General features: G+C 40.9%; 11 protein-coding genes. 2 read left to right on the top strand and 9 right to left on the bottom strand.

What is annotated here, in order from left to right; genetic code table 11:
• Positions 1-67: 67 nt before the first annotated feature.
• Positions 68-796 carry an MBL fold metallo-hydrolase gene (locus HWQ39_RS29390; protein ID WP_292853283.1) on the bottom strand — a complete coding sequence of 243 codons (729 nt, stop codon included), beginning with the start codon at positions 794-796 and terminating at the stop codon, positions 68-70.
• A gap of 330 nt (positions 797-1126) precedes the next feature.
• Here HWQ39_RS29390 and HWQ39_RS29385 point away from each other — a divergent pair, with 330 nt between their 5' ends.
• The gene (locus HWQ39_RS29385; RefSeq protein ID WP_292853333.1) at positions 1127-2647 is read left to right on the top strand and encodes a site-2 protease family protein; all 1521 of its coding nucleotides are present in this window, start codon (positions 1127-1129) and stop codon (positions 2645-2647) included.
• 54 nt (positions 2648-2701) lie between these two features.
• On the opposite strand, the gene HWQ39_RS29380 is transcribed toward HWQ39_RS29385, so the two are convergent.
• From HWQ39_RS29380 to HWQ39_RS29360, 5 genes are all read right to left on the bottom strand, one after another.
• Positions 2702-4576, bottom strand: coding sequence for an iron uptake porin (locus HWQ39_RS29380; RefSeq protein WP_292853281.1), 1875 nt, complete (start codon positions 4574-4576; stop codon positions 2702-2704).
• A gap of 418 nt (positions 4577-4994) precedes the next feature.
• Complete coding sequence (locus tag HWQ39_RS29375; protein WP_292853279.1) at positions 4995-6251, bottom strand: FAD-dependent hydroxylase; 1257 nt, start codon at positions 6249-6251, stop codon at positions 4995-4997.
• Between the two features lie 110 nt (positions 6252-6361).
• Positions 6362-7333: a 7,8-didemethyl-8-hydroxy-5-deazariboflavin synthase subunit CofG gene (gene cofG / locus HWQ39_RS29370; protein ID WP_292853277.1), complete on the bottom strand. Its 972-nt coding sequence runs from the start codon at positions 7331-7333 to the stop codon at positions 6362-6364.
• 99 nt (positions 7334-7432) lie between these two features.
• On the bottom strand, positions 7433-8194 hold the full coding sequence (crtW, locus tag HWQ39_RS29365; protein WP_292853275.1) for a beta-carotene ketolase CrtW: 762 nt from the start codon (positions 8192-8194) through the stop codon (positions 7433-7435).
• Positions 8195-8512: 318 nt separating this feature from the next.
• Positions 8513-8704 (bottom strand): chlorophyll a/b-binding protein, encoded by a 192-nt coding sequence (locus HWQ39_RS29360; protein ID WP_292853273.1) that lies wholly within the window; start codon positions 8702-8704, stop codon positions 8513-8515.
• Positions 8705-9032: 328 nt separating this feature from the next.
• Between HWQ39_RS29360 and HWQ39_RS29355 the strand changes: the two genes are divergently transcribed.
• A complete protein-coding gene (locus tag HWQ39_RS29355) occupies positions 9033-9851 on the top strand; it encodes an SDR family oxidoreductase (protein WP_292853271.1) in 819 nt (272 codons plus the stop codon).
• Positions 9852-9872: 21 nt separating this feature from the next.
• Here the strand turns inward: HWQ39_RS29355 and HWQ39_RS29350 are convergent, their stop codons facing one another.
• The 3 genes from HWQ39_RS29350 to HWQ39_RS29340 all read right to left on the bottom strand — a co-directional run bounded on the left by HWQ39_RS29350 (position 9873) and on the right by HWQ39_RS29340 (position 12276).
• Positions 9873-10322: an SRPBCC family protein gene (locus tag HWQ39_RS29350; RefSeq protein ID WP_292853269.1), complete on the bottom strand. Its 450-nt coding sequence runs from the start codon at positions 10320-10322 to the stop codon at positions 9873-9875.
• A 19-nt stretch (positions 10323-10341) separates the two neighbouring features.
• The gene (locus HWQ39_RS29345) at positions 10342-10530 is read right to left on the bottom strand and encodes a CPXCG motif-containing cysteine-rich protein (protein WP_012411100.1); all 189 of its coding nucleotides are present in this window, start codon (positions 10528-10530) and stop codon (positions 10342-10344) included.
• Positions 10531-10620: 90 nt separating this feature from the next.
• Positions 10621-12276, bottom strand: a complete 1656-nt coding sequence (locus tag HWQ39_RS29340; protein ID WP_292853331.1) for a radical SAM protein — start codon at positions 12274-12276, stop codon at positions 10621-10623.
• Positions 12277-12306: the final 30 nt, after the last annotated feature.

Below are 12306 nucleotides of genomic sequence, written 5' to 3'. Positions count from 1 at the left end.
AAATCCACTAAATTTATTTATGGGGATTATCTTTTTACTTATTACTTATTACTTATTAATCCTGAGTTTAAAGAGTCTGTCGCAGCAAAGTTGATAAATCCAAAGAGGCCAGGCGTTGATAAGCTTGATCGATGACTCGCTTGCCTCTGAGAAAGCCTGTATTAGCTCCAGGACAAATGTACCGCAGAGTTTCTGGTGTAAAACTTTTTAACAATAATTGAAGACTTTGAATTTGTCTTGGCCAGTGAAAGGTCTTAGCTGTCCGTAATGGTACTGCTCCACCCTGATGATTAGGAACTAAGTGTCGACCAGAAAACAATATGCCTCCAAGTTCACTATAGTAGAGACAAGATGAGCCGGGAGAGTGACCTGGTGTCCAAATCACTTGTGTTGCTGCATCAAGAGTAAATTCTTGCCTAAAGGTAGTTACTGTTAAGCCTGGTAATAAATAAGCTTCTTGCTCTTGAACCAGCACCTCGCAGCCAAAGGTTTGCTGAAATTCAGCAGTCTTGCCAATTGCGCCTCGATGGGTGAGAAATAACCAACGCACGCCTCCATGAGTTTGCAAAAAATCTTGATTTGTTTGCTCTAGGGCAGGGCAATCTATGAGGATATTGCCTTCATTTCTTACAATAAGATAAGAGGTTCCCCCTAATGTGTCCCGATTGGGTGGAAAAGCAAAAATGCTCTCTTGTGTGAAGTCCGATTGCAGAGAACTTCCGCTAGGAACTTCGTCAAGGAAGACAGCCCGTGGTGGCTTAGTTGTATGACTTGGTTGTTGAGGTAAAGGGCACATAATCAAAGAACCGAAACTGGGAGTTGTGGACAATCTGGTTACAGTGTGGAAATTCTCAAGAATTGAACTGGAGATTGGGTATTGGAGACTGGGGACTGGGGACTGGGTAAGACTTGAATGGAGATTGGTATACCAACCAAATCTTAAAAGAATTTCTTTCCCAATACCCAATACCCAGTCCCAAATACCCAGTTCCCAATACCCAATACCCAGTCCCCAATCCCCTGTTAACCTTTATGAAAAAAATTGGGATTTGAGGTCTGCCTTGTAGTTAATGCTATGGTGCTGAAGCTACTGGTGGGGCGTTTTGTCAAAATTACTGAAGATAATATGGCATTTTGGTTTCTGTTTATCCTCCTGCTGGGGCTAGCTACTTATCTAATGGTGCAGCACAGCGTCGCTCACATCACCCGAACACCAGTATGGTTGTTGTGGCTGGTTTTAATGACACCAGCATTTCTGTTGAGTGGATGGACACTGTTCTACGGTGCGAAACAACCGCCACCGCCAGGGCTGATCATCTGGTCAATATTTGTTTGCACAGTGTTGTACTGGATGTTGTTTCAATGGGGGCGTCAAGTACCAAGAGATACACAGACCGAAGCCCAACCCCAAGCCTCAGAATTGCAGCCGACTATCCAGCCTACCCCAGAACCAATAGTGCGTCCCATTGAACCAATAGAAGAAACCCTACTACGAAATTGTTTTCCTTGGTCTGTATACTACGTTCAAAATATTGAGTATCGACCCCAATCTGTCATTTGCCGTGGTCAGTTGCGAACTAAAGCCAGCAATGCTTACCAGCAGATTAAGACTAATATTGAAGCACAATTTGGCGATCGCTTCTTGCTAATCTTTCAAGAAGGTCTAAATGATAAACCTTTCTTTGTGCTGGTTCCTAACGTTCAAGCTGCTAAAGAAAGAAATACACCACGACGCGACCAAGAACGCTTAACTCGACCAGGATTAGCACTTTTACTACTCGTAGCTACTTTACTAACTACTACCTTGGTCGGTGTGGAAATTGCTGGTGTTACTCTGCCGCCTATATGGAATATTAGCTCTCTGTTCACAGTTCTATCTAACCCAAATGTCCTATTCAAAGGATTACCTTATGCTTTAGGATTGATGACTATTTTGGGCATTCACGAACTTGGGCATTATTTGACAGCGAGATTTTACAAGATTCGCTCGACCTTGCCTTACTTTATTCCCGTGCCTTTCTTTTTGGGAACTTTTGGTGCATTTATTCAGATGCGTAGTCCCATTCCCAACCGTAAAGCTTTATTTGATATTAGTATTGCTGGGCCATTTGCAGGTTTTATTGTTACCTTGCCATTACTAATATGGGGCTTGGCTCATTCTGATATAGTTTCCCTGAATGAAAAAACCCGACTTTTGAATCCTGATGCCCTGAATCCTAAGTATTCAATTTTACTGGCGATACTCTCGAAGTTAGCTTTGGGAAGTCAGTTAACAGCAAAATCAGCCCTTGACTTGCATCCAGTTGCAGTCGCAGGTTTTCTGGGACTAATTGTCACAGCGTTAAATTTAATGCCTGTAGGACAACTGGATGGCGGTCATATTGTCCATGCGATGTTTGGACAAAGAACTGCTCTCGTAATTGGTCAAATTGCTCGGATGTTGTTGCTATTACTGGCTTTAGTACGAGAAGAATTTTTGGTGTGGGCGATTATCTTATTATTTATGCCGTTGATTGATGAACCGGCACTGAATGATGTCACTGAATTGGATAACCAACGTGACGTTTTGGGATTACTGGCAATGGCTTTATTGATTGTAATCATTCTGCCATTACCACAAGCGATCGCTAACTTTTTGCAAATTTAAAAAGTATTAAAACACAGCCAAAAAAGGTAAGTTTGTACTACTTTGCTGCTCATGTTAAAAGGTAAAAGTAGTACGAAGTACACCTACAGTTGTTGTTTCGTTTCTGCTGTCACCTTCTGGGTTAAATAGAATAAAAGCACCAGGGGTGATGCTGATATTATCGCTGAGTTTCACGCGATAATACCCTTCCAAATGGTAAGGAGTAGCTCGATTTTCACCAAGTTGAGCCGAACCACTAGCATCAGTACGGAAAAGGGGTTGACCAAAAAGAATTCCAGCAGTGTTCCCTGACTTGAATAAATCTTTGAAGTGAATTCCCGCCATCCAACTTGTAAAGGTGGTGGAAGCATCCACGGTATTAGAAGCAGCATCAGCAAATATTGCTGCACCGTAGCCAGATAAGGCTATCTTGGGAGATAATCGCCATGTTACCGTACCACCAACAGAGTTGAGTGTGAGCGGTGTTCCAGTTGCAACCCCTGCTAAAGCACCGATATCACTACTAACTAATCCTGTAGCCAAAATATTGATTTCGTGATAACTGTGGGCATAGTTTAAACCAATATCCAGAGCGGCACTTGGCTTGAAGGTTAACTGTGTGGCAATAATACTACTACCACTAAATAAACCTGCTCCCAAAGGTGTAGTAGAAACTCCTGGTACTGCCTCAGTCGCAGATTTTTCGGGTAAATTGGCATTTACACTGCCGTATAAAGCTCTTAAATCCAAATTTGGCGAAATATTAAAAATAAATCCTGCCGCCGATGCTAAACCAGTACCCGAAGTTCCACCAGAAACCCGTAGTACAGGATTCAAGTTGCCAAAACGAGAAATTGATTCTTGTCCTTCACCATAAAAAGGCGTAATTGCTGGGAAAGCATCTGATGTTTCCGCCGCAGTTCCCGCAAACAAGGTTAATTTATTAGCGACGGGAAAAATATACAGCAATTTGTAAAGCTGAACGCTGTTTGCGCCAACACCCGACAAAGTATTGACATTTATCCCCGGAAATTGCGGCTCAAAACTGGTACGAGCGCTACTTGCACTTAAAAGCGGTGAAGCTAATCCTAAACTTTGTTGTAAGCTACCCTGTCCATCGGTTCCACCCAAAAAGTTATAGGCTTGCAATCCAGTAATTAATGAATCTTTACCAGTAAAGCTAGTGGTGAGATTTAACCGCACTCTATTTACTAGCATGAAGTTCGGATCGCTCTGATTGGGAGCGCCGCCAGTAGCACCAATACCAGCAATAATTGCCTCACCATTAAGTTTGGTAGTAGTAGAAAACTGATTTGCTTCTAGTTTTGCTGCACGTTCTTCTACAGCATCTACTCGACCCCGTAATGTTACCAATTCCGCAGCAAATTGTTCTTGTAGTTTCTGTAACTTGGCTAAATCCTCTTTTTTGACCAAATCAGCAGTTGATGTCGTAATTAGTTCATTGATTCGAGATAAACAAGCATTTAAGCCAGCCGCAAATTCATAGCGAGTCATCGCTCGATTACCGCGATAGGTTTCATTGGGATAACCTGCGATACAACCATAGCGCTCAACTAAAGATTGTAGTGCTTGAAAAGCCCAATCTGTCGGCTGTACATCAGACAATTGGGATACGGATGTTACTTGTGCAAGTTTGTCTGATGCTTGAGATGAATTTGTCGATTGTGGTGTGATTACCTGTAAAGAATTATTAGCAGAATCTACCTCTAAATTTTTTTGGCTTTCATTAGATATCGGTAATTCATCAGAAATAGCATTGGCTAAATTGCTTTTGTTAAAATAAACTTTTTCATGGCTTTCAATATCTTGAGAAATTGCTGCATTTTTATTTTCAATCTCTAAACTAGGCAGGGCTTGTACTGGTGATAAGCCAGTAATTAACCATAAAAAGCACACTCCCCCAGCAGAAGCTAGTAGATATTTTGCCATGATAACTCCCAATCTATATATGAAATGGTGACAAATTTGATTGCGATATTTAAATGACATTGATAAGTAAATTTAAAGTTAGCAAGATGGTCTTGTTAACTTTAAAATTTGCAAATCAGAAAGTCTCTTCCTAATTTGACTTATCAAAGCATCAGGTTATGTCGCAAGTATTAAATTATAGTAAATACTATTTCTGCAAAGAATTAACAATTAGTACTATTGATAATTCTAATAATTACTATTGGCAAAAGAATAATTAGATTGGTGTACTTTTATGGTATTGGATATAAGATAAACGGTTATGAAATATAGCAATCCTAAATCAGTGGTGAATAAGCAGATACCCAACTTATTAGAGAAGTCGGGTATCTAAGTGTTTTGATTTAGACGAAAGCAAATTTGAATTCCCCAAAGGAGTTTATCGTTTTGCTAATTCTGGAGTCCGTCCCTTCAAGCCAATCATCAATTTGAGCATAAATACTTTTAATACAGGTACTCGCTGTAAAAACCATAAACCCAGACGACGAACTACTACCACAGGGAAGAAATTATTAGAAAACATCCGATCTAATAAATCGGTGAAACCTAAAATTGTCAGATTCTCTAGCTTGCGCCAGCGTTCATAACCTTTGAGAATCTGAATATCGCCAATATCTTTACCCGCCTTGTGCGCTGCTTGAATTACTTGCGCCAAAGCCGCTGCATCCCGAATACCTAAATTTAAACCTTGTCCGCCGACGGGATGGCAATTGTGCGCCGCATCACCAATTAATGCTAGTCGGGGGAGAACGTAGCGATCGCTTTGCATGAGTTGTACTTGAAAAACAAAGCGATCGCCTAGTAATTCCAGTTTCCCCATCTGATCGCCATAGCGGTGGCTTAGTTCTGCCAAAAATTGCTCATCATTTAAAGCACACAAAGCTTTTGCTTCTTCATGGGGCGCTGTCCAGACAATGCGGCAACGGTTCCCCGGTAAAGGTAAAATCGCAAAGGGCCCGCTAGACCAAAATCTCTCGTAAGCGGTGTTATTGTGGGGTTTTTCTGGTTTGACAAATGCCACAATGCAAGATTGCCAATATTTCCAGCCGGAAGTTTTAATGCCAGCAGCTTGCCGAATTGGCGATCGCGATCCATCTGCTGCGACAACTAATTTGCTGCGAACTGTCCTTAGCTGATCGGCAACTTTTATATCGATGGCGACTATATTCTGCTGGTATTGCGTATTTACCACTTCCGCCGGACAGAAATAAGTCACATTTGGGCAATCTTGGACGAAATCTTGCAACGGCTGCAATAGCGCTTGGTGTTCTGCCACATAACCCAATTCTGCTGTATTTATATCATCTGTGGTAAATTCCACCACATTGGGATAATCGGCATCAGAAAGACGGACTCGGCAATATTTAGCGATTTGAGGCAACATTTTCTCCCAAACGCCAATACCTTCATAAATTAGCGACGAAAGTTTGTGAACTGCATAAGCTTGTCCCTTGGCTACCGCCGCTGATGCCACTTTCGCTTCAATTAGCAAGACACTCAAGCCAGAATCTTTTAAAGCAGAGGCTAGAGTTAATCCAATAATCCCACCTCCGACAATTACCAAATCATATTCATATTCCTGCTCATTTGGCGGTGTTGGTTGAGGGGAAATTTGCCCAAGCTGCGTTATGGTCATTGTTAAGTTAGATTACAGCGTCTTAACTCTTATTTTGACGCGATCGCGCCTTCTTGAGCAACTTCACAAGCTAAACTAAGTACAGTTTTGCCCAAGTTAGTAGCAAATTATTAAACCAATAACATAGTATTCCGCGATCGCTTCACAGCTGTTTGTAATTCCCCCGACAACCAGCTATCAAATTGCGGATAAACTGGCGATCGCGGCACTAATTCCCACCCCGCAGGCTGTAAAATTTCTCTTAATGCCTGTTCCTGAACATGAGGATAATCGGGATTAACTTCATCTTTTGGCCCAATTCCACCCAAATCTCTTGCACCAGCTTCGATACAAGCGAGTAACCATCGGTCATCTGGAATTAAATTTGGCGGAATTTGAATCGTAATATCTGGCGGTAAAATCTGACGCGCCCTACAAATTACTTCTGGTAACTGATGAGGGTCAAAAGGTGGTGCATCAAAGGTTTGTTGATATCCTGGACTATGAGGTTGCAGGATAACTTCTTGAATGTGATGGTAACGTTGGTGCATATCAGATATAGCTTCCAAGGTTTCCCACCAATCATCTACAGTTTCCCCAATTCCCAACAGTAATCCAGTTGTAAAAGGAATCTGTAACTCTCCCGCCCATTGCAATTGCTGTAAACGAACTTCTGGTAATTTACTCGGTGCGTGGCGATGTACACTCTTTAACAATGCTGGCGTTAACTGTTCCAACATCAGCCCCATCGAAACATTTACACGCTTGAGCTTTTGCATTTCCTCAAAACTCAGTGGCCCCGCATTTGTGTGTGGTAAAAACCCCATTGAAAGCGCTAATTCACACAAATCATAAATCCGCTGAAACCACATCTGACGCTTTGGTGAATGGGGATGTACTTCACCACTAAGTATGAGAATTTCACAGACTTTTTCACTTTGAAGTGGTTTTAAAATACTGTCTGCATCTGAAAGACTCATCCAGGGACTTTTACCCGGTTCGCTGCGAAAGTTACAGTAGCTACAGCGATTAAAGCACTCGTAAGTGGGAACGATTGTATAAGCAGGGCTATAGGTGACAAGACGAGAATCATTAATTGGCATAAGCAGAATAAATTTGCTTTTAGTAAGCAGCCCCAGACTTATTTTAAAGGCTGAAACCTTTAATTATTCACGCCCACTTATTTATTAGATAAACAAGAGCTATTTTGCTTTATAAATTTCTGGTAACTGCCACCAAGGAAAATGGGGATATTCGTGATGTTCCTCGTGATAGCCGAAATGATAGCATGTGATAAATGACCACCAAATTGGACGGCTAATCGTTTGGGCAGAATGAGGCTGAATATAGCCTCCTTTTGGTTCGCTATGTGGAAGGAAAGTACCAAAATAAAATAATTGGAATGAACTTAAAAGTGAAGGAAACACCCAAAAGTAATTTAGATTATCACTGGGGATATGGAGTATATTTTTAACAAAATTATAAATAATCATGAGGGCAATTATTTGTCCCCAACTCCAGTAACCTTTCATAAAATGTAGATACCAAGCAAGGAAATTTTTGTGTTTACCATTATGAAAATCGGGATCTCTTTGAGTTGCTGGATTGTTGTGGTGTAACCAATGCTTTTTTAATAATTTTTGATAGGGTAAAAGACCATAAAGAGATAGGGTCAATGTTCCAATAAAATGATTAATTTTGCTGTTTTGGGGAAACACTACCCCATGCATAGCATCATGAGATGTAATAAATAATCCCGTATATAAAAATGTTTGCCAAGCTATGCTAGGCAATAGCACCCAAAGTTTTGATTTGGAGATGTCAAGGGGAAGTAATAAACTCAAGCTAATAACCCATGCAGTAACAATGATAATAGCAATGAAAAGTCCCTTAAACTGAGATTTAGTTCTCACTATTGGAGTCAGTTTTGTTTGATGACTGGGTGGTTGTTCTAACTGGATCACGCTTTTAGTCCGCCTAGCATTCAGATAAAAATTCCAAAAATATAGTTATTACAAAAACAACTAACCGATAAAATCTGTTAGTGGTCAATGTTTTACACTGGACAATGCCAATACTCAAAAGTATGTAGAAATATTAAGATACTTTAACTAGTATTACACAAGCAACTGCTATTCTAAAAACTGTTTTCGGTTGGAAGGTTAGGTGATATAAGTAAAGGCACTGGAAAAGTTAGTATTTACTATAACCAGTGTCTTATCTTCGATACTTGGGATACAATCTCAGCCTCCAACAAAGATGGTCAATAATTAGCGGGGAGTTTAGGAAATGAGATGAAGTACGTCCCGCACTACGCTATAACCATTGAGATCCCACAGTAAGTAAGCTAGAAAACCGATCATAGCCAAGCGACCGTTCCAAAGTTCAGACTGAGGAGTTAGCCCAAGATCACCAGCATTGCGGTCTTTGCCATTGTATGCAGTCTCAGTTTTATCACTAGGATAAAGTGCCATTGTTAAGTTACCTTAAGAAGCTAATTACTTAGTTCATATTACTTAACTTACCTATTGAGCGCTATCTATCTCTAGTTTCAAAGTAGAAGCAACTCTAAAGAATGAGATTTTAAAGAGTTTAAGAAATATTTATCTAACAAAAGTTCAATAATAGCTTTTATTAGCCTATAGACCAGAGGTATTTTTACGAAACACTTGCTAGTCAGAACTTGTAATCTCACTAAAAAACTATTTTGGATGTAATCAAAAATCTAACGAAAGTTAGAAGGTTTCTGGAGCTTTATTATCCAAACTAATAAACAGTAAATAGGTTTTTAAAACTTAAATTATGGCTCCTACGGTACTGATTACAGGTGCTTCTGAAGGCATTGGCAAAGCAACGGCTCTTTTATTTGCGCGGCAAGGATATGACCTGGTACTTGCAGCTCGTAGTGCTGATGGCTTGGAAACCTTAGCGCAGGAGGTGCAAAGCATTGGCTGTGCAGCACCATTAACGGTTACTTGCGATGTCACTGACTCATCTCAGGTAAATACATTAATGCAAAAGGCATTAGAAAATTATGATTATATTGACGTGCTGATAAACAATGCGGGCATCTTTGCATCGGGGCCAGTAGAGCAGTTTTCTTTGAGTGATTGGCATCAAATTATAGATACTAATTTATGGGGATATATCCACACTATTAATGCCCTTTTGCCTCATTTTCTCCAGCGTCGAAGTGGAACTATAGTTAATTTAAGTTCCATCGGTGGTAAAGTGCCAAGTGCTTACTTAGTTCCCTACTGTACTAGTAAGTTTGGCGTGACTGGGTTAACGGAAGCCCTACAAGTAGAACTACAGCCAAAAGGTATTCATGTTTGTGGGATTTATCCGAATTTAATTAAGAGTACTTTAATGGAACGAGCAGTTTTTCGGGGCAAGGATGAGCAAGATACTCAAACTCGCCGTCTACAGCTTGAAAATGTGCTGAAAACTCCGGTAGTGGAAAAGCCTGAAGATGTGGCAAATGCTATCTGGGATGCTGTCAAGAATAAAAAGTCAAAAGTGATGGTTGGTTCGGCGAATTTCTCACAAGCTTTGTATCGCTTGTTTCCTGGTTTGATAAAGTGGATTTCGCGGCAAGGTTTGAAGAATCAGGATAATTAATTTTGCTATTAACCCAAGTTGCTATTGTGACTCACATTCTCGTTTGGTCACATAATGGCGATAGCGAAACATTGCTTCTAATTGCACTTGCACCAACCAACCACTAACAAATTCAACTGTTCCTCCACCAGGCATACAGAAGGAAATGGCATCAGTCATCCTAGTTTTGCCAGCTTCCGGTTCAAATTCATGTCGATGTACCCAAGATTCAAAGGGACCAGATATCTGTTCGTCGGTAAACAGACGATATTTTTCGCATTCAGTATGACGCGCTAACCAAGTTAAGGGTAGTGGGCCGAGAAACAGGCGAAATTCTGTGATAGCACCCACGTTTAACCCTCCTTCACGACGAACTACTTGAACTGGCTGCCAAGGTGGATTTAACAGTTGTAAAATATCTGGCCTTTCATGAAATTTCCAAACTACTTCTGGTAAGGCATTAATTACTGAGGAATGTTTAAAGTGCAGCATGGAAAGAAAAACCTAAAATTCAACTTTCGGATTCGGTATCAATTTCGATATCTAGGGTATCTTCGTCAACCCGAACGTACAAAATATTTGGGTTACAACAAACTTGACAATCTTCAACGTAAGATTGCTGTCCTCCAGCACTCAAATCAATAAAAGTTAAGTTCGGTTCGCCGCAATAGGCGCAGTAATACTCAGCTGTGTTTTGCATCAATTCATGGGTACTGGGTATTGGGTACTGGGTATTGGGTATTGGGTACTGGGTATTAACTTTTAATTCCTAGTTTCTATTCCCCAGTCCCTAGTCCCTAGTCCCCAATACTGGCTGTAATTCTTTTGGGGATGGATTGATATAACTTTTAGCATCAGCCAAATGCTTTAGTAGTGTAGACTGTGGCAGAGGCCCTTGCAAGTGGCTCCAGGGTAATACTTGTTCTGTTGACCATTCGGCGTGGACATAGAAATCTAAATCGGGGATTTGTCCTTTGAGTTGTTTGAAAGCACGTTTGTAGCTACCTAAGGAATCGCCAAAGTCACGAGTAAGTTCGAGAAGTTGGGACACTCTGCGATCGCCTCTCGATAACAAAGCCTGTATAATCGACCAATTATAGCTTTCTGGGCGAAACTCTATTCCCTGGGGTTTTAGCTGTTTTTGCAAAAACAGCAACCGCTTTTCGGCTTGACGATTCACCCCAAACCATTGAAATGGTGTGTGTGCTTTGGGTACAAAGGTGCTACATCCGTATGTTAAGCGCAATCCCGGCGCAGCTTTTTTGATATTACGCATCATCGCCACGGTTTGCTCTAAATCTTCTGCTTCTTCACCAGGAATTCCTGCCATTCCGTAGAGTTTCAAGCTTTTTAATCCGCCAGCTTTGGCATTTATCGCTGCTTGGATAATTTCATCGTTATGCAGCTTTTTGTTGACGATTTGCCGGATTTTCTCAGAACCACTCTCTACTGCAATGGTAAGCGATCGCGTGTCTCGTTTCGTCAAAGTTTCGGCTAACTGGACTGTTACAGTATTAGTTCGCACTGAGGCAATACTGAGACGGACATCATCATATTTTGGCTGACTAATATAATCTAGCAACGCCTCAAACTCTGGATGCTGTGTAACTGAAGCTCCTAATAATCCTAACCTGTTTGTGACTTCTAAACCTTTGGCGATCGCTGGAATTAATGAATCTTCCAGACTCGCTGTTCTAAAAGGCAGTGTGAGATAACTCGCCAAACAAAAGCGGCACATTTCTGGACAACTTCTCACCACTTCCACCATGTAAATATTTTCCCATGCTGCTTTTTCGGTGACTACAGTTGACGCTGATAACGTATTTCCCCGATAAGTTTGCTTTTGCACCACTGCGGGAATTTCGGGAGAAATTGGTTTAATAGACTTTACTTCACCATCTCTGGTGTGATATTCCACCTCATATAAACTGGGTACATAAATTCCTGGTATTTGTGCAAGTCTTTTTAGTTGAGTTTGTCTTGAGGCATTTCTGACTTCTTTGTAAGCCTCAATAAAATTCCCTAACAGGGTTTCGCCATCCCCCAGTAAAACGACATCAAAAAAATCTGCAAAAGGTTCGGGGTTCGCAGTGAGAACGGGGCCACCACCAAAGATTATCGGATGAGAATCATCACGAGAGGTTCCTCGAATGGGAATTTCTAAAGATTCCAGCAAATTTAAAATATTCACATAATCCAGTTCCCAAGAAATCGAAAATCCCATAATTTCCGGTGTTCTAGGGAGTTGTTCGTGAATATCGGTAAACAGGCGACTCACCTGCACATCATCACGCATTGCAAAAGTTGCCCACACTACCTGATAGCCGAGACTAGTTATACCTACGCTGTACTCGTTGGGAAAGGCGAAGATTATGGGAATAGCGTTGTTATCTTGGGTAGTGGGGTTAAATAGAAGACGTTCAGAGTCAAATACAGACATAATAATTCATAATTTGTAATTCGTAATTAATACACT

Source organism: Nostoc sp. NMS8 (genome assembly GCF_017115045.1).
Taxonomy (GTDB): domain Bacteria; phylum Cyanobacteriota; class Cyanobacteriia; order Cyanobacteriales; family Nostocaceae; genus Nostoc.
Note: the sequence above shows the minus strand (reverse complement) of the source record. Positions and strands in the feature narration are given on the sequence as shown.

Coding starts and splice junctions, on each gene's coding strand:
- HWQ39_RS29390 (WP_292853283.1), bottom strand. CDS start 796: ATGTGCCCTTTACCTCAACAACCAAGTCATACAACTAAGCCACCACGG.
- HWQ39_RS29385 (WP_292853333.1), top strand. CDS start 1,127: ATGGCATTTTGGTTTCTGTTTATCCTCCTGCTGGGGCTAGCTACTTAT.
- HWQ39_RS29380 (WP_292853281.1), bottom strand. CDS start 4,576: ATGGCAAAATATCTACTAGCTTCTGCTGGGGGAGTGTGCTTTTTATGG.
- HWQ39_RS29375 (WP_292853279.1), bottom strand. CDS start 6,251: ATGACCATAACGCAGCTTGGGCAAATTTCCCCTCAACCAACACCGCCA.
- cofG (WP_292853277.1), bottom strand. CDS start 7,333: ATGCCAATTAATGATTCTCGTCTTGTCACCTATAGCCCTGCTTATACA.
- HWQ39_RS29360 (WP_292853273.1), bottom strand. CDS start 8,704: ATGGCACTTTATCCTAGTGATAAAACTGAGACTGCATACAATGGCAAA.
- HWQ39_RS29355 (WP_292853271.1), top strand. CDS start 9,033: ATGGCTCCTACGGTACTGATTACAGGTGCTTCTGAAGGCATTGGCAAA.
- HWQ39_RS29350 (WP_292853269.1), bottom strand. CDS start 10,322: ATGCTGCACTTTAAACATTCCTCAGTAATTAATGCCTTACCAGAAGTA.
- HWQ39_RS29345 (WP_012411100.1), bottom strand. CDS start 10,530: ATGCAAAACACAGCTGAGTATTACTGCGCCTATTGCGGCGAACCGAAC.